Annotated in this window: 17 protein-coding genes; 12 read left to right on the top strand and 5 right to left on the bottom strand. The window is 61.9% G+C overall.

The annotated features are described in order from the left end of the window. The first annotated feature begins 60 nt into the window (after positions 1–60). A complete protein-coding gene (locus FEF26_RS12350; protein ID WP_166433026.1) occupies positions 61–1869 on the top strand; it encodes an FAD/NAD(P)-binding protein in 1809 nt (602 codons plus the stop codon). Here FEF26_RS12350 and FEF26_RS12355 read toward each other — a convergent pair. Both FEF26_RS12355 and FEF26_RS12360 read right to left on the bottom strand, forming a co-directional pair. Next, the gene (locus FEF26_RS12355; protein ID WP_138253845.1) at positions 1810–3210 is read right to left on the bottom strand and encodes an FAD-binding oxidoreductase; all 1401 of its coding nucleotides are present in this window, start codon (positions 3208–3210) and stop codon (positions 1810–1812) included. The two genes, FEF26_RS12350 and FEF26_RS12355, sit on opposite strands and share 60 nt — an antisense overlap. 31 nt (positions 3211–3241) lie before the next feature. Further along, positions 3242–4024 carry a thioesterase family protein gene (locus FEF26_RS12360; protein WP_138253846.1) on the bottom strand — a complete coding sequence of 261 codons (783 nt, stop codon included), beginning with the start codon at positions 4022–4024 and terminating at the stop codon, positions 3242–3244. 206 nt (positions 4025–4230) lie between these two features. On the opposite strand from FEF26_RS12360, the gene FEF26_RS12365 reads away from it, so the two are divergent. From FEF26_RS12365 to FEF26_RS12415, 11 genes are all read left to right on the top strand, one after another. After that, positions 4231–5601: an MFS transporter gene (locus tag FEF26_RS12365; RefSeq protein ID WP_138253861.1), complete on the top strand. Its 1371-nt coding sequence runs from the start codon at positions 4231–4233 to the stop codon at positions 5599–5601. Between the two features lie 61 nt (positions 5602–5662). After that, complete coding sequence (locus tag FEF26_RS12370) at positions 5663–6727, top strand: ABC transporter substrate-binding protein (protein ID WP_138253847.1); 1065 nt, start codon at positions 5663–5665, stop codon at positions 6725–6727. After that, positions 6724–7668 carry an ABC transporter permease gene (locus FEF26_RS12375; RefSeq protein ID WP_138253848.1) on the top strand — a complete coding sequence of 315 codons (945 nt, stop codon included), beginning with the start codon at positions 6724–6726 and terminating at the stop codon, positions 7666–7668. The genes FEF26_RS12370 and FEF26_RS12375 overlap by 4 nt, the downstream gene beginning before the upstream one ends. A 3-nt stretch (positions 7669–7671) precedes the next feature. Beyond that, positions 7672–8463, top strand: a complete 792-nt coding sequence (locus FEF26_RS12380) for an ABC transporter ATP-binding protein (RefSeq protein WP_138253849.1) — start codon at positions 7672–7674, stop codon at positions 8461–8463. Positions 8464–8567: 104 nt separating this feature from the next. Further along, a complete protein-coding gene (locus FEF26_RS12385) occupies positions 8568–10052 on the top strand; it encodes a fumarylacetoacetate hydrolase family protein (RefSeq protein ID WP_208012923.1) in 1485 nt (494 codons plus the stop codon). Between the two features lie 2 nt (positions 10053–10054). Next, on the top strand, positions 10055–10714 hold the full coding sequence (locus FEF26_RS12390) for a GntR family transcriptional regulator (protein ID WP_138253850.1): 660 nt from the start codon (positions 10055–10057) through the stop codon (positions 10712–10714). Between the two features lie 35 nt (positions 10715–10749). Then, complete coding sequence (gene hpaE, locus FEF26_RS12395) at positions 10750–12255, top strand: 5-carboxymethyl-2-hydroxymuconate semialdehyde dehydrogenase (RefSeq protein ID WP_138253851.1); 1506 nt, start codon at positions 10750–10752, stop codon at positions 12253–12255. 41 nt (positions 12256–12296) lie between these two features. Continuing rightward, entirely contained in the window at positions 12297–13406 is a 1110-nt protein-coding gene (gene hpaD / locus FEF26_RS12400; RefSeq protein ID WP_138253852.1) for a 3,4-dihydroxyphenylacetate 2,3-dioxygenase, read from the top strand. 15 nt (positions 13407–13421) lie between these two features. After that, positions 13422–14207: a 2-oxo-hept-4-ene-1,7-dioate hydratase gene (hpaH, locus tag FEF26_RS12405; RefSeq protein ID WP_138253853.1), complete on the top strand. Its 786-nt coding sequence runs from the start codon at positions 13422–13424 to the stop codon at positions 14205–14207. Continuing rightward, positions 14192–14986, top strand: a complete 795-nt coding sequence (locus FEF26_RS12410; RefSeq protein WP_138253854.1) for an HpcH/HpaI aldolase family protein — start codon at positions 14192–14194, stop codon at positions 14984–14986. Before hpaH ends, FEF26_RS12410 begins: the two co-directional genes overlap by 16 nt. Then, positions 14986–16881 (top strand): FAD-binding monooxygenase, encoded by a 1896-nt coding sequence (locus FEF26_RS12415; RefSeq protein WP_138253855.1) that lies wholly within the window; start codon positions 14986–14988, stop codon positions 16879–16881. Before FEF26_RS12410 ends, FEF26_RS12415 begins: the two co-directional genes overlap by 1 nt. 138 nt (positions 16882–17019) lie before the next feature. On the opposite strand, the gene FEF26_RS12420 is transcribed toward FEF26_RS12415, so the two are convergent. From FEF26_RS12420 to FEF26_RS12430, 3 genes are all read right to left on the bottom strand, one after another. After that, positions 17020–17829, bottom strand: coding sequence for a 3-hydroxyacyl-CoA dehydrogenase family protein (locus FEF26_RS12420; protein WP_138253863.1), 810 nt, complete (start codon positions 17827–17829; stop codon positions 17020–17022). A 44-nt stretch (positions 17830–17873) separates the two neighbouring features. Continuing rightward, a complete protein-coding gene (locus tag FEF26_RS12425) occupies positions 17874–18665 on the bottom strand; it encodes an enoyl-CoA hydratase/isomerase family protein (protein ID WP_138253856.1) in 792 nt (263 codons plus the stop codon). 10 nt (positions 18666–18675) lie between these two features. Further along, the coding region (locus tag FEF26_RS12430; RefSeq protein ID WP_138253857.1) for an acetyl-CoA C-acyltransferase at positions 18676–19774 on the bottom strand (1099 nt) is incomplete at its 5' end.

Genomic DNA, 19774 nt, shown 5'->3' on the forward strand with positions numbered 1-19774 from the left:
CGGCCAAGTCCACGCAGAGCAAAAGTAGCCGCTCCAGCAGCACCCGGTAATGTGGAGTCAGTGAGTAATCAGCACGAGTACGTGATCGCGGTGGTAGGAGCGGGACCACGGGGCACCTCATTCCTCGAACGTCTCCTGGCCCATGTGGAGCGTTGCAGCCCCGGGCAGCGGCGCAAGCTCAGGGTCCTCGTGTTCGACCCCGCGCCCCACGGCTCCGGCCGGGTATGGGCCCCCCAGCAGTCACCGCTGTACCTCATGAATACTCCCGCGTCTTTCCCCACCGCAGCGCCCTCCGGGGGCACCCGGCGGAGCCTGCCGGCGTCGTCGTGTTCCATCAGCTTCCTGGAATTCTGCGCCTCAGCTGGTTTCGATGACGACGCCGCCTCCTACCCGACCCGCAGCCAATACGGCACGTACCTGGCCTGGCTCAACAAAGAGGCCTCAGCGCACTTGCGCGGCCGCGGGGTATCGGTTGAGCACATCGCGGAGGAAGTGACCGGCCTGGTGCCGCACAACGACCAATATCTGGTCGAAACCGCCCACGCCGGGCGCACTGCCGATGCCGTGGTTCTGGCCATCGGACACTTAGAGGCCGACCTTGCCGCAGGCCCGGCCCACCTCGCCGCGGAAGCCGAACAGCATGGCCTGCACTACCAAGGACCTGCCATCCCGACCACGGTGGACTACCGGCTGTTTGGACCAGGTGAGAACGTGTTGGTCCGCGGACTCGGACTGAACTTCTTTGACCTGATGATCCAGGTGACCGCTGGACGTGGAGGGCAGTTCCGACTGAACCAGGATCCGGCCCCGGGGCAGCGCTACACCTACGAACCCTCCGGAAAAGAACCACACCTGATCGCAGGTTCCCGGCGTGGCACCCCCTACCGGGCAAAGACACTCGCACCAGGGTTCGTCCCAGGGGGGATCCGCCTACAGCACCTGACCCCGCAGGCGATCAACACGCTCATCACCAACCACCATCAGCTGGACTTCACCACCCACCTCTGGCCACTGATCGAGCAGGATGTCCAAGAGACATATACCCAGTACGGCGGATCCGGAGTTTTCGACGTCATTGCCTTCGCCAAACCTTTTCAGCACCAGAGCTGGGCCTCCCCTCAGGAATACCAACACACACTGATCCAGTGGCTTGAAGACGACGCCGCCTCCTCCGCAGCAGGGACCGGCTCGCCGGAGAAGATGGCCACCAACGCCCTCCATGCCGCCCGGCTTGAGATCAAAAAGCTGGTCGCAGAGCAGAGCATCCGGCAGAGTTCACTCCTGCGTGATGTTGAAGGCTGGTTCGAGCCACTGGTGGAAGGGCTCGCATCCGGCCCCCCACTGCAAAGGATCGAGGAAGTGGCCGCACTTGCACGAGCCGGCATCGTGGAGTTCTTGGGCCCAGAACCGGTCTACGGGGTCGACACCACCCAGGGAGCCTTCATCGCTGACTCCGCCGCAGTTCACGGTGCCCGTTACACCGCTGAGCACATGATCGAGGCCATGATGCCGCCGAACCGCGTCAGCCAGGCGAAGTCGCCCTTAGTGCGGGGAATGCTCGCTCAAGGCCTTGCCACCCCAGCAGTGATCGAGTCCGGAGGCCAAGCCCATGTGCACCGAGGCTTCAACGTCACCGCACAACCGCACCGCCTGATCCACGCCGACAGAACTGCAGGCCAGATCTACGTCCTAGGGCTGCAACTGTCCTCCGTCCAGTGGGGGACAGCTATTGCAGCCGAAGCCGGCGGCGACACCCGAGGATCCGCCCGATCATTGACCGATGCCGACGCCGCAGCGGCCGAGATCACCTCAGCTGCCGCCCAAGGCCAGCACCTTCCCAGCGTTCAAAATGCCGCGCGGGTCCAATGACGCCTTGATGCTGCGCATTGTCTCCAGAGCGGATTCATGTTCCTTAGCCATCGCACCCACCTTGCCGATCCCCACCCCGTGCTCGCCGGTGCAGGTACCACCAACAGCCAAGGCCCGGTCCAACAACCGCGCATTCAGCTGATGCGCCTTCGACTCAGCTTCCGCGTCACCTGGCGGCAGCAGGATCGCCAGGTGAAAGTTGCCGTCACCCACATGGCCCACAATCGGCGCGACCAGCCCGGTGGAATTAAGGTCCTCCTTGGTGGCGAGGATGCACTCGGGCAGCTTTGAGATCGGCACGCACACATCGGTGGTCAATGGCGCTGACCCAGGGATGAGCGCCAAAGCCGCCGGCAGCGCATCATGGCGTGCCTGCCACAGCCTGCCAGCTTCCCCAGGGTCCGTAGTGGAGGCGTGCTCGGCGGCGTCGTACTGCTCAGCCAGCTCCGCGAAACGGGCATACTGGCTTTCCACCTCCGAGGGGCCTCCGACGAACTCCACCATGAGAGTTTCACTGACCGGCGCGCTGTAGCCGGTGTACCGGGCCAGCGCGTCAACAGTGACCCGATCCAGCAGCTCCACGCGGGTCACACGGAGGGAAGACCGGAGAGCCTTGACCACCAGGTCAACCGCCTGCTGCAACGACGGCAGTGACCAGACGCCCATCCGCGCAGCCTCCGGAATCGGATGCAGAGTGAGAGTCACCTCAGTGATCACTCCCAAGGTGCCCTCAGAGCCCACGAACAGATGCGTGAGGTCATAACCGGAAGAGCTCTTCTTGGTAGTGGAGCCAGTCCTGATGATCGAACCGTCAGCCAGCACCACCGTCAGCGCCAGGACGTTCTCCTTCAGCGTTCCGTAGTGCACAGCAGTGGTGCCACTGGCCGATGTCGCCGCCATCCCACCCACACTCGCGTCAACCCCAGGGCCGGCCGCGAACTGCAGGTGGTGCTCCTTCAGCGCGTCATTGAGCTCAGACTTCATCACCCCTGCCTCCACGTTGGCGTAGAGATCATCGGCAGCAACATTCAGAATCCGATTCATGGCCGAAACGTCCAAGCAGATGCTCCCAGCGGTGGTGTTGGAACCCCCTTCCAACCCCGTGCCTGAACCGCGCGGAACCACCGGTGTGTGGTGCTGGTGACAGATGCGCAGCGCCTGGGAGACATCGTGCGTACTTGTTGCCTGCACCACAGCCAACGGCTGCTCCCAGGAGTGGTAAGACCGGTCATGTGCCCTAGAATCCAAGAGCTCAGGCTCGGTGGAGACCTTGGAGCCCAGCGCCGCGATCAGGTCATGCACCACGGGGGAGACGGAGGTGTTCTTCAGCGGAGCGGTCATCAGTGCCTATTTCTTCATGTGTGTTGCCGGATCAGGATGCCGAAGGCATACGCCGAATGGTCAGGGACTGCGTCAATACTCCCACCGGGCCATTAGAATCGTGCAGAAAGCTGTGCGTCAGACCCACACCGCGGGGACCGGTCGAGGCGGTGACATCAAGCCCCACCCATTCGCCCCGGGGTTGGCGGAAGAAAGAAACGGTCGAATCCACATTGGGGTAGACGGTGGTTTGGGGGTCCAAAGTGGAAGCGAGCCCGTTGGCTACGTCGATCAGCCCCACATAGCGGGCAAAGTCACTGCTGCGCTCGCCGTCGACCAGGGGTAGTCCCGTGCGCAGCCACGCCTGGGCTCTGCCGGGACCCAGGAAACGACGACGCCCTTCGAGTGAGGCGATGAACTCACCGGGCCAGACCTTGGCTGCGTCCCAGGGCTCAAGCTCCTCCAGGCCGGGAAAGTTCTCCTGTGGAATGTGCTCAATATCCTCCGTGGGGGAGTCCATCAGCGACCAGGCCCGCAGCACCGCGATGGTCCGGTCAGCGTGGGTCATGGTGACCTCGCTCAGCTCAATGGTGCGTCCAGCCCGGGGCGTATCAACGGAGACCTCCACTTCACCAATCGGCACGGTGCCATAGATGTCGAAGCTCAGCCTCGTGATGCTCAGCGCATGATCTGCACCGCGATGCCGCTGGAGAACATGCGTCATGAGCCCCATAGGCGGAGCGATGTGCTGCTGCCGGGGATCCCACGCGCCAGCAGTCGCCTGAGTCGCACGATAGTGGCCATTTCCCAAGGCGGTGAAATAGGCCGTCGGCATCGAGTTCATGGTCAAAAAGCCCCCAACTGGGTCTCTAATGTGCTGAATCACCACCAAAGTATCAGCAGCAAATGCATTTACCTACCGATTGGTCGGTAAGTCTGCTACAGTTTTCGCCAGTGACTTGAATCACATGACCAACTGGTGTTGTGAATCAGCATTCGAGTCACGCGCATCCCGCACCAACAGGCTCCAACGGAGGCATGATGACCCAACAGGCCTATCTCAGCAAAGAGGGCCACAGTGTGACCCGCGAGGAGAAAAGAGTCCTCGCCGGAACCCTGGTGGGTACCACGATCGAGTGGTACGACTTCTTCATCTACGCGCAGGCGGCCGGATTTGTCCTTGCTGTGCTCTACTTTGAGCCCCTCGGCGAGGAATCTGACACGCTCGCTCAGATCGTCGCATGGGCATCGGTCGGCATTTCCTTCCTCTTCCGTCCCTTAGGTGCAGTCCTGGCCGGCTGGCTCGGCGACCAGTTCGGGCGCAAACTCGTTCTGTTCATCACGCTCACAGGCATGGGAGGCGCAACTGTCCTCATCGGTTTGCTCCCGACCTACGCCGCCTGGGGACTTGCTGCCCCGATCCTGCTGGTCGTGCTGCGAATCGTCCAGGGTCTCTCCGCCGGAGGCGAATGGGGAGGCGCAGCCCTCCTGGCTGTGGAGCACGCCCCTCGTCATAAGCGTGGTCTCTTCGGCATGTTCCCGCAGATCGGCGTCCCACTGGGCATGCTGCTGGCCACCGGATTCATGTTCGGGCTCAATGCCGTGCTCACTGAAGAGCAGTTCCTGGAATGGGGCTGGCGTGTGCCGTTCCTGTTCTCCTTCGTACTGATCCTCGTCGCCTTCTTCATCCGGTGGAAGGTCGAGGAGTCCCCGGTCTTCAAGGAAATGAAGGAGCGCAAGAAGGAATCCTCCGCTCCACTGAAGGAACTGGTGACCACGCATAAGAAGTACACATTCCTGGCCGCGCTGATCTTCGCAGCCAACAACGCCGCCGGCTACCTGGTGATCGCATTCTTCGCCGCCTATGGTGCCTCCGAACTCGGCATGTCACGCACGGAGACACTGATCGCGTCGCTGATCGGCGGCGTCGGCTGGTTCATCTTCACCATGTTCGGAGGGTGGATCTCCGACCGCATCGGACGGGTGCGGACATTCCAGATCGGCTACGCCATCATCATTGTCTGGGCTGTGCCTATGTGGTTCCTACTGGACACCGCATCGTTGCCGCTGTTCGCCCTGGCGATCTTCATTCTCACCATCGGGCTCGGCCCATCCTATGGTCCACAGTCGGCTCTCTACGCTGAGATGTTCCCCGTCTCGATCCGGTTCTCGGGAGTCTCTATCGGGTACGCACTGGGCTCGATCATCGGCGGTGCATTCGCTGCTACGATCGCTCAGGCGATACTGGACACCACCGGCCAGTCCTGGCTGATCGGGGTCTACATCGGTGGCCTTGCGGTGATGTCCTTCATCGCCGTCTCCATGGTCCCGAAGAACCTACAGGGCGTAAACCTGCAGGACGATGAAGAACGCGAAGAGCTCCGGCTCACAGACAAGCAAAAAGTCCACTGATTCAGCACTACGCATCACCACTCAACGCACCACCCCACCCAGTCTCGAGGAGGAGACCATTATGACCAACACCCTAGCGCTGCGCGCAGCTGCCGCTGCGGCCACCGCGGCCCTGCTGCTGACAGCCTGCAATGCCGACGGCAACGGCGATGACGCCAGCAATGGAGAAGGTAACGGTGGAGACGCCGCGGAGAGCTACTCCATCGGTATCACCCAGATCGTCTCCCACCCCGCCCTGGACTCAGCAAGGGACGGATTCAAGAGCGCCTTTGACGACGCTGGCATCGATGTGGAGTGGGACGAGCAGAACGCACAGGGCGAGCAGGCTACGGCTTCGAACATCGCTGGCACATTCGCCACCGCCGATCTGGACCTGGTGCATGCCATCGCGACCCCCACTTCACAGGCGGCAGCCCAGCAGATTACCGATGTTCCGATCGTTTTCTCTTCGGTCACCGACCCTGAGGAAGCTGGACTGGTCGACTCATGGGAAGAGCCCGGCGGCAATATCACCGGCGCCTCGGACATGAACCCCGTCTCGGAGCAGCTGGAACTGCTCCAGGAGATCCTGCCCGATGCTGAAACTGTCGGTGTGGTCTACTCCTCGGGGGAGACGAACTCTCAGGTCCAGGTCGAGATGCTCCAGGAGGCCGCAGAAGAACTTGGCCTCGAGGTTCAAGAGGCCACCATTTCCGCCTCCTCAGAGGTGCAGCAGGGTGTGGAATCACTCGATGTGGATGCGATCTACGTCCCGACCGACAACGCTGTGGTCTCAGCCCTGGAAGCTGTCATCCAGTATGGCCAGCAGAACGACGTCCCAATCATCGCGGCAGAAGCAGATTCCGTTGTCCGCGGCGCCGTTGCTACCTACGGCATTGACTATCAGCAGCTGGGATACCAGGCCGGGGAGATGGCGATCCGCATTCTCGTCGACGGAGAGGACCCGGCATCCATGGCAGTGGAGACGCAGACGGAGCTTGAACTGACCGTCAACCCGGACGCCGCTGAAGCCATGAACGTGGAGCTCCCGGAGGACGTCCTGGACCGCGCTGACGTTGTGGTCGGCGAAGACGTCGAAGCTGAGGACCCAGCTGACGCCGGCGAGGATGACGACGAAGACGAATGATCACAGCGCTTGAATTAGGCCTGATCTACGCGATCGTAGCCCTCGGGGTCTACCTCACCTTCCGGATCCTGAACTTTCCGGACCTGACGGTCGACGGTTCGTTCACCTCGGGGGCTGCGACTGCGGCCATCCTCATAGTCAACGGGGTCAACCCCTTCCTTGCCACCGGCGCCGCCTTCGTGGTCGGCGCTCTAGCCGGTCTGATCACCGGCTTGCTGCACACCAAGGGCAATATCAACGGTCTGCTGGCAGGCATCCTGACCATGATCGGGCTCTACTCGATCAACCTCCGCATCATGGGTGGTGCAAACATCCCATTGCTGGGGGAGGACACCACGATCTCCCTGTTGCGGCAGTTCGCAGGCAGCGGCTGGACATCAGTCCTGGTCCTGGTAGCTGTGGCTTTGGTGTTCAAGATCATCCTCGACTGGTTCCTACACACTGATGCTGGACTGGCCCTGCAGGCCACCGGTGACAATGAACAGATGATCCGTTCGTTCGCCGTCTCCACTGACCGTATGAAGATCACCGGACTCATGCTCTCTAATGGTCTGGTGGGACTCGCCGGTGCCGTGGTGGCCCAGCATCAAGGTTTCGCTGACATTGGTATGGGCATCGGTCTGATCCTGGTCGGTCTGGCCTCGGTCATCGTCGGCCAAGCAATCTTCGGTACCCGGGTGGTCATTCAAGCCACCATGGCCGTTGTCCTCGGCGCTGTCATCTACCGTCTGGCGATTCAGCTCGCACTCAACGCGGGACTGAACCCCAATGACATGAAGCTGATGTCCGCAATTCTGGTCATCGCCGCCCTGCTGCTTCCCCAGTGGGACGGGTTCCGTAAGTTCTCCGCCCGACGCAGGCGTGGACGTTCCGCACTCCACGCGGCAGCTGAGGCCACGTTGACCAAAGACGCGAACATCGACGGAAAGAAGGTCAGCTGAGCCATGCTCAACGTCACACATGTCTCAAAGACCTTCTTCCCCGGCACCGTCAACGAACGCAAAGCACTCGTCGACGTCAGCCTCACGCTTTCGCCTGGGGACTTCGTCACCGTGATCGGTTCCAACGGTGCTGGCAAGTCCACTGTCCTCAACACTGTTGCTGGACGCATCAGCCAGGACCAGGGCGTGGTCTCACTCGACGGCCGCGACGTCTCCAAACTGAAAGAGCACCAGCGCGCCGCGCAAGTGGGTCGGGTCTTCCAAGACCCGATGGCAGGCACCAGCCCTAACCTCACCATTGAGGAGAACCTCTCCCTGGCGGATAAACGCGGACGGCGACGTGGGCTCGGGCTCGGTGTGACCCGAGCCAAGAGGGAACGCTTCGCTGAGGCACTGAAAGTGCTCGAGCTCGGTCTTGAGGACCGGTTGAAAACCAAGGTCGGTCTCCTGTCCGGGGGGCAGCGGCAGGCCCTGAGTCTGCTGATGGCCACGTTCTCTCAGCCGAAGATTCTGCTCCTGGACGAGCACACCGCGGCCCTGGATCCGCAACGGGCAGAACTGGTGACTCGACTGACCAAGAAGGTCGTCGAGGAACAGGGACTGACCACACTGATGGTGACGCACAATATGGTCCAGGCATTGGAGGTCGGCAACAGGCTGATCATGATGCACGAGGGTCGGATCATCTTGGACGTTTCAGAAGCAGAAAAGTCCAAGCTCACTCCAGCAGACCTTCTGGCCGAGTTCGGCAAAATCAAGGGTGCCGCGCTTGATGACAAGACACTGCTGCAGTAGCGCTCGCAGACTCTAGGGCTCTTCTTCGGTCCAGTTGAACGCCGCACGGCTGGGCCGCAGAAGAGTGCTCGAGATCACAAAATCCTCTTGTGACCGTCCTGCGGATAATATACGATCTCACATACGATACCCGAACGAAGGAGTTCTCGGTGCAAGCCCAGCCAGGCAAAATCATCGCGGTGCATGTGAGCTATGAGTCCCGAGCTGCCGAAAGGGGCAGGCGGCCTCGAACGCCGTCGTACTTCTTTAAACCGACCAGCTCACTGGCCGTGTCGGGAGACGCCGTCGAGCGCCCCGCAGGCACAGAGCTGCTGGCATTTGAAGGTGAAGTCGCGCTCATCATCGGTACCGAAGCACACGGGGTGACGCCGGAGACCGCCTGGGATCACGTTCAGTGGATCACCGCCGCAAATGACTGGGGCCTCTACGATCTGCGCGGAGCAGACAAAGGCTCCAACGTGCGCAACAAAGGCCGTGATGGTTACACACCGCTGGGTCCTGAGTATCTGAACGCGCAAGAGCTCTCTCCGGAAAATCTGCGCCTGCGCACCTGGAAGAACGGCGAGCTCGTCCAAGATGACACCACCGAGCACATGATCTTCCCCCTGACGCAATTGATCGCCGACCTCTCCCAACACCTCACCCTTCATCCTGGCGACGTTGTTCTCACTGGCACCCCGGCCGGAGCCTCTGTGGCGCAGCCGGGAGACACCGTGGAGGTCGAAGTCGATGCTCCCGCGGAGGGCCTGCGCACCGGCCGGTTGATGTCCACAGTGGTGGAGGGCTCCGGAGGCTTCGATCCGTCGCTGGGTGCACAGCCGAGCGTCAACGATCTCCAGCGAGAGGAAGCTTGGGGTTCGCGTGAGAAGGCAGGACTGCCGCAGCCAGCATCCGCTCTGAGCCCGCAGCTGAAGGCGAAGCTGCTGGAAACGCCCACCGCCGGACTCTCTCAGCAGCTGCGCCAGCGTGGATTCAACAACGTCACCATTGACGGTGTACGCCCCACCCGGCCAGGCTCCAAGATGGTGGGCACTGCCAAGACTCTCCGCTTCATCCCCCACCGTGAGGACCTCTTCAAGACCCACGGCGGCGGGTTCAACGCGCAGAAGCGCGTCTTCGACTCGGTGGACCCAGATGAGATCATCGTGATCGAAGCCAGGGGAGAAACAGGCTCCGGCACACTCGGTGACATCCTGGCGCTGCGTGCCGCATCCCGGGGCGCAGCCGGAGTCGTCACCGACGGCGGGGTGCGTGACTACTCCACAGTCGCTGAGATCGACCTGCCCGTCTTCACCGTCGGCGCGCACCCTGCGGTCCTCGGCAGAAAGCACGTCCCGTGGGACACAGACCTGACCATTGCCTGTGGCGGTGCCACCATCCAACCCGGTGACATCATCGTCGGTGATGATGACGGCGTCGTCGTCCTACCGCCGGCACTGGCAGAAGAGGTGGCAGATGCCGCCCTCGCTAAAGAGGACGAGGACGCGTGGGTCGCCGAGCAGGTGAAACGGGGCGGGTCCGTCGAAGAGCTCTTTCCCATGAACGCCCAGTGGCGTGCTCGCTTTGAATCGGAGCGAGGGGGACAGTGACTGTGTCCGCCCCACTGACCGAACCCACCAGTAAGTCCCAGTTCACGTACAACTGGATCCGTGAGCGCATCCTCAAGCGCGAATTCAACCCCGGCTACCGACTAGTGCTCAGCAGCATTGCCGCGGAGCTCGGTGTCAGCACCGTCCCCGTCCGTGAGGCGATACGCCGGCTGGAGGCTGAAGGCCTGGTCGAGTTCGAGCGCAATGTCGGAGCCCGGGTTGCTATGGTCGATGAGAGCGAATACGTGGACACCATGCAGACCCTCGGAGTGCTCGAGGGCGCGGCTACCGCATTGGCGCTTCCGCACATTACTGATGAAGACCTCTCCCGCGCCCAAGCCGTCAACGAACAGATGCGCGCCATGCTCGCCGATTTTGACCCCGCGGTCTTCACCGCATTGAACGAGAAGTTCCACCGAGCGATCTGCCACCGCTGCCCAAACAGCCACATCTCCAAACTCGTGGACCGCGGGTGGGAGCGCATGGCCGGCCTACGCAGCTCAACATTCAGCTTTGTCCCCAACCGTGCCCCCCACTCCGTGGAAGAACACGACCAAATCCTCCGCCTCATTCGGCAGAAGGCAGATCCCACAGACATTGAGATGACGGTGCGGCGCCATAAATGGCGCACCGTTGACGCTTTCCGCAAGCACAGCCACTGACCCAAACTTCACTGCCATACGCAAGGAGTACCACCATGGCCCAGTACGCGACACATATTCCCGCAGACCTGCCCGAAAAGATCCAGCACTACATTGACGGGGCGTTCGTCGACTCTGTCGACGGCAACACCTTCGGTGTCCTCAACCCCGTCACCAATGAGACCTACATCCAAGCAGCATCCGGTGGCCAAGCAGATATCGACAAAGCGGTCGACGCCGCCCAACGGGCCTTCGCAGCTGGAACCTGGTCTTCGGCCCTTCCACGGGAACGCTCACGCGTGCTGCACAAGATCGCCGACATTGTGGAAGAGCGCGGGGCCCGGTTGGCTGAGCTGGAGACCTTCGACACCGGGCTTCCCATTACTCAGGCCCGGAGCCAGGGAAAACGGGCTGCCGAGAACTTCCGGTTCTTCGCGGACCTGATCGTCGCCCAGCACGATCACGCCTTCAAAGTACCGGGCCGCCAGGCCAACTACGTCAACCGCAAACCCATTGGCGTGGCAGGACTCATCACCCCATGGAACACGCCCTTCATGTTGGAGAGCTGGAAATTGGCCCCGGCGCTGGCCACGGGGAACTCCGTGGTCCTCAAACCAGCTGAGTTCACACCACTGTCGGCTGGCCTCTGGGCTGAGATCTTCGAAGAAGCCGGACTCCCCACAGGCGTCTTCAACCTGGTGCACGGCATCGGTGAGCACGCCGGCGACGCGCTGGTGAAGCACCCCGATGTCCCGCTGATTTCTTTCACCGGCGAATCCCGCACTGGCCAGCTCATCTTCGCAAACGCGGCTCCCCATCTGAAAGGCCTGTCGATGGAACTGGGCGGGAAGTCCCCGGCCATTGTCTTCGCTGATGCTGACCTTGAAACCGCCATCAACGCCACAGTCTTTGGGGTCTTCTCCCTCAACGGGGAACGCTGCACGGCTGGTTCCCGCATCCTGGTCGAGCGCGGCATCTACGACGAGTTTGTGGAACGGTACGCCACGCAGGCACAACGAGTGAAAGTTGGGTTCCCGCATGAGCCGGACACCGAGGTCGGCGCACTCGTCCACCCCGAGCACTTCGAAAAAGTCGCCTCCTACGTGGAGCTGGGCAAGTCCGAAGCACGATTGGTCGCAGGAGGCGGCCGGCCTGAAGGCTTTGAGACCGGAAACTTCATCCAACCCACAGTCTTCGCCGATGTACCTCCGCAGGCTCGCATCTTCCAAGAGGAGATCTTCGGACCCGTGGTGGCCATTACCCCCTTCGACACTGAAGAAGAGGCCCTCGAACTGGCGAACAACACCAAGTACGGGCTCGCTGCCTATGTATGGACCAACGACCTGAAGCGATCCCACAACTTCGCTCAGGCGGTGGAGGCCGGCATGGTGTGGCTGAACTCCAATAACGTGCGCGATCTGCGCACTCCCTTCGGCGGTGTGAAAGCCTCAGGCCTCGGCCATGAGGGAGGCTATCGCTCCATCGACTTCTACACCGACCAGCAAGCTGTGCACATCAACCTTGGAGAGGTGCACAACCCGGTCTTCGGCGCAGCCGACTGACTCCACCTACTCGCCTTCAGAACAGAGCAAGGACGCCTGATATGACTGAACACGCCCCCGCCGGCAGTATCCCCACTCCGCAGGCAACCGCCCCAGACATACTTCGATGCGCCTATATGGAGCTGGTTGTGACCGACCTGAAGCGGGCGCGGGACTTCTACGTTGATGTGCTCGACCTCGTGGTCACCGAAGAAGACGACGACGCGATCTACCTACGCTCCATGGAGGAGTTCATCCATCACAATCTGGTGCTGCGTCAAGGTGATCAGGCGGCGGTCGCGGCATTTTCCTACCGAGTGCGCAGCACTGAGGATCTGGACAAGGCAGAAGCCTTCTACCGCGAACTGGGTTGCCCGGTCGTTAGGCGCAGCGGCGGTTTCGTCAAGGGTATTGGTGATTCCGTCCGAGTCCAGGACCCGCTCGGGTTCCCCTACGAGTTCTTCCACGACGTTGAGCATGTGGAACGCCTGGCCTGGCGCTACGACCTCTACACTCCCGGATCCCTGGTCCGGCTCGATCATTTCAACCAGGTCACCCCCGATGTGCCCAAAGCCGTGATGTTCATGGAAGACCTGGGTTTCCGGGTCACCGAAGACATCCGCGACGACGCCGGCACCACCTACGCTGCGTGGATGCGCCGCAAATCCACCGTGCATGACACCGCTATGACAGGTGGAGCGGGCCCCAGAATGCACCACGTTGCCTTCGCAACCCATGAAAAGCACAATATTCTCGCCATATGCGACAAGCTCGGCGCGCTCAGGCTCTCCGACCACATTGAACGCGGACCAGGACGGCACGGCGTCTCCAACGCGTTCTACCTCTACCTCCGCGACCCGGACGGGCACCGCATAGAGATCTACACCCAGGACTATTACACCGGGGATCCGGACAACCCGGTCGTGACCTGGGATGTCCACGACAACCAACGGCGTGACTGGTGGGGCAACCCCGTAGTGCCCTCCTGGTACACCGACGCATCCGTGGTGTTGGACCTCAACGGCCAGCCTGTGCCGACATCGGAGCGCACCGACGACTCCGAAATGGACGTCACCATCGGAGCAGACGGATTCTCCTACACCCGCAAGAACGATGAAGACTCCATGCCCGAGTGGAAAAAGGGCGAATACAAACTCGGCCACCAGCTCTGAAGGACGTGATAACCCATGCTCTCCCAAGACACCATCACCGCGATCGCTGACGAGTTGGCTCAGGCGGAAAAGAAGCGCACCACCGTCCCACTCCTGACATCGCGCTACCCAGAGATGACGATCGAGGACTCCTATGCGGTGCAGAACCAGTGGCGCCGCCGAGGCATCGAATCCGGACGCCGACCGGTAGGCCGCAAGATCGGGCTGACGTCGAAAGTGATGCAGGCCGCCACAGGCATCACCGAACCCGACTACGGGGCTATCTTCGCGGATATGGTCTACGAGAACGGTTCGATGATCGAACACGCATCGTTTTCCAACTGCCGTATTGAGGTGGAGCTCGCGTTTGTGCTCGGCAAAGCCCTCAGCGGACCGGATGTGACGGTCTTCGATGTTTTGGACGCCACAGACTATGTGGTCCCGGCCCTGGAGATCCTCTCCTCGCGCATCGACATGCAGGGCAGGACCATTGTGGACACCATTAGTGATAACGCAGCCATGGGCGCCATGGTCTACGGAGGAAACCCCGTCAGACCACATGATGTGGACCTGCGCTGGGTCTCAGCCCTCCTCTACCGCAACGAAACGATCGAAGAGACTGGTGTCGCAGCAGCCGTGCTCAACCATCCCGCCACTGGAGTCTCCTGGCTGGCCAACAAACTCGCCGCCCACGGGGACTCCCTCACCCCCGGAGAGATCATCCTGGCGGGCTCCTTCACTCGTCCCATGTGGGTCGAGGCTGGCGACACCGTCTTCTGCGACTACGGCCAGATGGGAACTGTGACATGCCGCTTCAACTGAAACCACCGTTCGGCCACACACTGAGTAAGGTTAAGCGCCCCCTCTACGGGGGGTGGGTCAGTGCCGGGTCACCAGTGGCCGCGGAGATTATGGCCGGATCCGGTCTGGACCTGCTCCTCATCGACATGGAGCATGCCCCCAATGGACTCGAATCGGTACTCGCTCAGCTTCATGCCGCCTCCGGGTACCCGCCCTCAGTGATGGTACGAGTACCAGCAGGGGAGACAGTGCTCATCAAGCAGGTCCTGGACCTGGGTGTGCAGAACATCCTGGTGCCAATGGTCTCCACCGCAGAACAAGCCCGCCAAGTCGCTGCCATGGCCCAGTACCCGCCCGCTGGGGTCAGAGGTGTTGGCAGCGCGCTCGCACGCTCCGGCCGGTGGAACCGGGTGAAGAACTACGCCAATGAGGCTGCCGACCACATCTCAGTCTTCGTTCAGATCGAAACGGAACAGGGCCTGGCCAACGCAGCGGACATCGCAGCGGTAGAAGGTATTGACGGACTGCTGCTGGGTCCCAGTGACCTCGCCGCCTCCATGGGCCTGTTGGGGCAGCAAACCCATCCAGACGTCGTCGCCGCTGTTAAAACTGCCTTCTCCCAGATTGCCGCTGCAGGAAAGCCCGCGGCAGTCAACGCCTTCGACCCCGCCGCCGCCCGCGACTACGTGGAAGCAGGTGCCCAATGGGTTCTGGTGGGAGCCGATGTGGTCCTCCTCGCCAGAGGCTCAGAGAAGCTGGCCGAGGAATTCATAGGCCCCGACGAACCCGAGGAGGCATAATGCACTTCCACCACCACGGATATGTGACCGGCGATCCCCGAAGGCAGGCACCACGCGGCAACGGAGTGGACCGGCCTGCGGAATTGCCCGATGAGATGGATGTTCTGATCGTCGGCACCGGCCCAGCAGGCATGATTACTGCCGCCCAGCTCTCCCAGTACCCGGAGGTGCACACCCGCATCATCGAGCGCCGCCTGGGACGGCTGGAAGTGGGCCAGGCTGACGGCATCCAGGCCCGCAGCGTCGAGACATTCCAGGCCTTCGGCTTCGCTGACGAGATCGCCAATGAGGCCTACCACATCACAGAAATGGCCTTCTGGAAGCCGGATAAGGAGAACCCGGACCACATTGCGCGGGCCTCCCGGCCTCTCGACGACGAGCACGGTATCAGCGAGTTCCCCCATCTGATCGTCAACCAAGCTCGAGTCCTGGACTACTTCGCCGAGTATATGGAGAGATCCCCCTCCCGGATGACACCCGACTTCGGGATCGAATTCCTAGGACTCGAAGTCACCGAGGACCCCGACTATCCGGTGCAGGTCCGCGTTCGCCATGTGGCAGGTGAAGGCGACGGCCAAGAGCGCACAGTTCGGGTCAAATACGTGCTGGGAGCCGACGGAGCCCGCAGCGGTGTCCGGCGGAGCATCGGGCGGACGCTGGAGGGAGACACCGCCAAGCACGCCTGGGGTGTGATGGACACTCTTGCGGTCACAGATTTTCCCGATATCCGCCTCAAATGCGCCATCCAGTCACGCTCTGGCGGGAACATCCTGCTTATCCCGCGCGAAGGTGGTCACCTTTTCCGCATGTACGTGGACCTCGGGGAGGTCGCCGACGACGACGCCGGCCGAGTACGTCAGACCACGCTGGATGACGTCATTGCTAAGGCGAACGCCATCATCCACCCCTACACCCTGGATGTGAAGCATGTGGCCTGGCACAGCGTCTACGAGGTCGGCCACCGGGTGACTGACAAGTTCGACGACGTCCCCGACGACCTCACCGGTCAACGCTCACCACGAGTCTTCATTGCAGGGGACGCATGCCATACCCATAGCGCCAAAGCAGGGCAGGGAATGAACGTGTCTATGCAGGACGGGTTTAACCTGGGGTGGAAACTCGGACAGGTGCTCACAGGGCTGAGCCCCGAAGCGCTCTTGGACACCTATTCGGGGGAGCGGCAGGAGGTAGCTCAAAACCTCATCGACTTCGACAAGGAATGGTCGACTCTGATGGCAAAGAAGCCTGAGGAGTTGGACGACCCGTCAGTGCTGGAAGACTTCTACGTCAAGACCTTCGAATTCCCGGCCGGATTCATGACCGAGTACAAGCCCTCAATCATCACGGGAAACACCCGGCATCAGGATGTAGCCTCCGGCTATACCGTGGGCAAACGATTCAAATCTGCATTGGTCTCCCGGGTTTGTGACGGAAACCCGCTGCACCTGGGACATTTGGCCACCGCAGACGGCCGCTGGCGCATCTATGCCTTCGCCGACGCCCACGCCGCAGGGGAAGAATCCCAGCTCGTGCGCTGGGCCCAGTGGTGGAAAACCTCACCAGAATCCTCTCTGGTGCGATTCACCTCAGCTGAGGGTGACGACGACGCCCTCTTCGACACCAAGGTGATCTACCAGCAGAGACACCCGCAGATCGAGATCAATTCCGTACCTGAGGTGTTCAAACCGAAGGTGGGACCCTTCCGCCTGACCTACCTCAACAATGTCTTCGGTCTCCACCCCGAGCAGAACATATTTGCCGAACGCGGGATCAGTGAAGACGGAGCGGTGGTGGTAGTGCGCCCCGACCAGTACGTGGCTCATGTGCTGCCGCTGACGGCCACCGAAGAACTCGCCGAATTCTTCGCAGGCCTCTTCATTGAGCCTTCCCGATAACCCGCGGCACGCTCTGCTCACCATACGGAGCGCGCCGCCACATAGTTTGACCCCGCCTTAGTGAAAATCCCCTGCGTTATAACGCTGGGTAAAACTAATAAGGCGGGGTCAAACGCGTCAAGGGCGGGGCCTGCGGTCCTATTCGTACGTGTAGAAGCCTTTGCCGGACTTCCGGCCCAGCTCACCACGGGTCACCATGTCGCGCATCAGCTGCGGAGGCGCGAACCGGTCGCCGAGTGTGGAGTGCAGGTACTCAGCAATACCAAGACGCACATCAAGGCCCACGATGTCGGTCAGGGCGAGTGGGCCGATGGGGAATTTGTACCCCAGCACCATCGCATTGTCGATGTCCTCAGCAGAAGCCACGCCCTCTTCAACCATGCGAATCGCCTCCAGCCCTATGGCAACGCCAAGCCGTGAGGACGCGAATCCTGGTGCGTCGTTGACCACGACCGGAGTCTTACCCAGAGCCTCTACCCATGACCGTGCCTGAGCTTCCAGCTCAGTGCTCGTCTCATCTGCGAGGACCACCTCCACCAGCTTGGAGGCGGGGACCGGGTTGAAGAAGTGCAGACCGCAGAATCGCTCCGGGCGCTGAAGCGTTCCGCCCAGCTCCGTAATCGACATCGACGAGGTGTTGCTGGCCAGCCAGGCCGCATCTGTCAACTGAGCCTCAGCGCGCTGCAGCGACGACACTTTGATGTCCCACTTCTCAGGCACCGCCTCGACCACCAGGGAGCAGTCGGAAAACGCCGCGTAGTCGGTGGAGACCTTGAGGTTCTTGGTCCACCGGGTGAGGTCGCCGCTGATCTTGCCCCGGTCAAGACTGGAGCGCAGATCACTGGCGACCCGGTCTGCGGCAGCCTGGGCGGCGTCGTCGTTGATCTCAACGATCGTGACATGGGCAGCTCCTGCCACCAGGAACGCATGAGCAATGCCGGCACCCATGCGCCCACCGCCGAGCACTCCAATGTGCTGGGGAATTGTGTCCGTCACGTGTCTGCCTCCTGGGGTGGCGGTGTTTTCTTGCGATCAAGGAACGCTTGCATGCGGTCGAACTTGGCTTCGGATTCGAACAGGATGGCCTGAGCGAGGTTGTCCACATGCGGGTGAGCCTCCCGGGGCATGGCAAAGACCCGTTTGGCCACATGAACAGCTAGCGGGTCCTGTTGGGCAATCCGGTCAGCCAGAGCGTCGGCGGCCTCAAGGAGATCGTCTGGTTCGTGGACTGACGTCACCAGGCCGAAGGTCAGGGCCTCCTCCGCGTTGAGGATCCGTCCTGTGAAGAGGATTTCTTTGGCCAGGGATTCCCCGGTGAGTTCCTTAAGCCGCCACAGGGCGCCCGCGGCGGGGATGATACCCAGCTGGGTCTCCGGTTGCCCGACCTTGACCCGTGTGGTGGCCACCCGGAAGTCTGCCGCCCAGGCCAGCTCCGCGCCGCCGCCGAGGGCGTATCCGTCCATGGCGGCGATGACCGGCAGGGGAAGTGCGGCCAGACGGTCGAAGACAGCGGAATTGATACCGCGCAGCGCATCAGCCCGGCGGCGCTCACGCAGCTGACCGATATCCGCCCCGGAAGCGAAAACACCCTTACCCCCAGCCTGCGTCCCTGAAAGGATCAGGACTTTCGGCTCGGACTCAAGATGGGCGCAGAGTGCATGAAGTTCCGAGACCATCTCGGAGTCGATAGCGTTGCGCACCTCGGGGCGGTCCAACTGAGCGTGGATGCGGTCATCGGCCTCGGTGATGCGCAGCGTAGTGAATTCGGCAGGGTTCCATCCCATCTGCGTAAGGTCACACCCTCTCGATCAGCATGGCGGAGCCCTGCCCCACACCAACGCACATTGTCGCCAGTCCGCGGTTCAGGCCGTCATCTTCCAACCGGCGCAGCAGCGTCAGCACAATACGGCATCCAGAGGAGCCGAGCGGGTGGCCCAGAGCGATAGCTCCGCCATCCGTATTGACGATGTCCTCATTCAGCCCGAGCCGCCGCATGCATGCCAACGACTGAGTGGCGAAGGCCTCGTTGAGCTCCACTGCGTCAAGGTCGCCGATTCCCCAGCCGCTGCGAGCCAGCACTTTCTCCGTAGCCGGTACTGGGCCAATGCCCATGATTTCCGGGGGAACTCCGGCATTGGCAGACCCGACGACGCGGGCGCGCGGATTCAGCCCATACTTCTCCACGGCCCGGGCAGAGGCCACGATGACGGCAGAGGCACCGTCATTGAGCGAGGAAGAATTGCCGGCAGTGACGACGCTGCCTCCGGCGACGACTGGGCGAAGATTTGCCAGGGCGTCTAACGTTGCCTCGGGCCGGGGGCCTTCGTCGGTGGACACCATGGTGGGGTTTCCTCTGCGGCCCGGTACCTCCACCGGTGTGATCTCCCGGGTAAGCCGTCCAGCGTCAGTTGCTGCTACTGCCCGCTGTTGAGATCTCAGAGCAAAAACATCCGCGTCCTGCCGGGATATGCCGTCTACCCTGGCGACCTCCTCTGCGGTCTCCGGCATGGAGAAGGTGCGCTTGGGGTGCTCCAGGTGCTTTGGGTTGACGAACCGCCAACCAATGGATGAGTCCACTACGTCTCCGGGACGGGAGAAGGGCTTCTCCGGCTTGGCCATCACCCACGGGGCTCGGGACATGGACTCCACGCCGCCGGCCACCACCACATCGGCAGCACCAGCAGCGATCATCTGCTGTGCCTGGGCGATGGCGGACATCCCGGATGCGCAGAGTCGGTTCACGGTAATGCCTGGTACGGCATCTTCGAAGCCAGCTAGAAGCCAGGCCATGCGCGCGACATTACGGTTCTCCTCGCCAGCACCGTTCGCAGTAGTGCCCCATAGAGTGGTGTAGCACCTGGTGACCATGACGGTCCTGAACGTGAGCGCGGTC

It is taken from the genome of Nesterenkonia salmonea, assembly GCF_005771525.1.
In the GTDB taxonomy this organism is placed as follows: Bacteria; Actinomycetota; Actinomycetes; order Actinomycetales; family Micrococcaceae; genus Nesterenkonia; species Nesterenkonia salmonea.

Bases quoted from the DNA above. Each gene is read 5' to 3' on its own strand.
- hpaD (WP_138253852.1), top strand. From the start codon at position 12,297: ATGACTGAACACGCCCCCGCCGGCAGTATCCCCACTCCGCAGGCAACC.
- hpaH (WP_138253853.1), top strand. From the start codon at position 13,422: ATGCTCTCCCAAGACACCATCACCGCGATCGCTGACGAGTTGGCTCAG.
- FEF26_RS12355 (WP_138253845.1), bottom strand. From the start codon at position 3,210: ATGACCGCTCCGCTGAAGAACACCTCCGTCTCCCCCGTGGTGCATGAC.
- FEF26_RS12375 (WP_138253848.1), top strand. From the start codon at position 6,724: ATGATCACAGCGCTTGAATTAGGCCTGATCTACGCGATCGTAGCCCTC.
- FEF26_RS12420 (WP_138253863.1), bottom strand. From the start codon at position 17,829: ATGGGTGCCGGCATTGCTCATGCGTTCCTGGTGGCAGGAGCTGCCCAT.
- FEF26_RS12380 (WP_138253849.1), top strand. From the start codon at position 7,672: ATGCTCAACGTCACACATGTCTCAAAGACCTTCTTCCCCGGCACCGTC.
- FEF26_RS12365 (WP_138253861.1), top strand. From the start codon at position 4,231: ATGACCCAACAGGCCTATCTCAGCAAAGAGGGCCACAGTGTGACCCGC.
- FEF26_RS12410 (WP_138253854.1), top strand. From the start codon at position 14,192: ATGCCGCTTCAACTGAAACCACCGTTCGGCCACACACTGAGTAAGGTT.
- hpaE (WP_138253851.1), top strand. From the start codon at position 10,750: ATGGCCCAGTACGCGACACATATTCCCGCAGACCTGCCCGAAAAGATC.
- FEF26_RS12415 (WP_138253855.1), top strand. From the start codon at position 14,986: ATGCACTTCCACCACCACGGATATGTGACCGGCGATCCCCGAAGGCAG.
- FEF26_RS12360 (WP_138253846.1), bottom strand. From the start codon at position 4,024: ATGCCGACGGCCTATTTCACCGCCTTGGGAAATGGCCACTATCGTGCG.
- FEF26_RS12425 (WP_138253856.1), bottom strand. From the start codon at position 18,665: ATGGGATGGAACCCTGCCGAATTCACTACGCTGCGCATCACCGAGGCC.
- FEF26_RS12370 (WP_138253847.1), top strand. From the start codon at position 5,663: ATGACCAACACCCTAGCGCTGCGCGCAGCTGCCGCTGCGGCCACCGCG.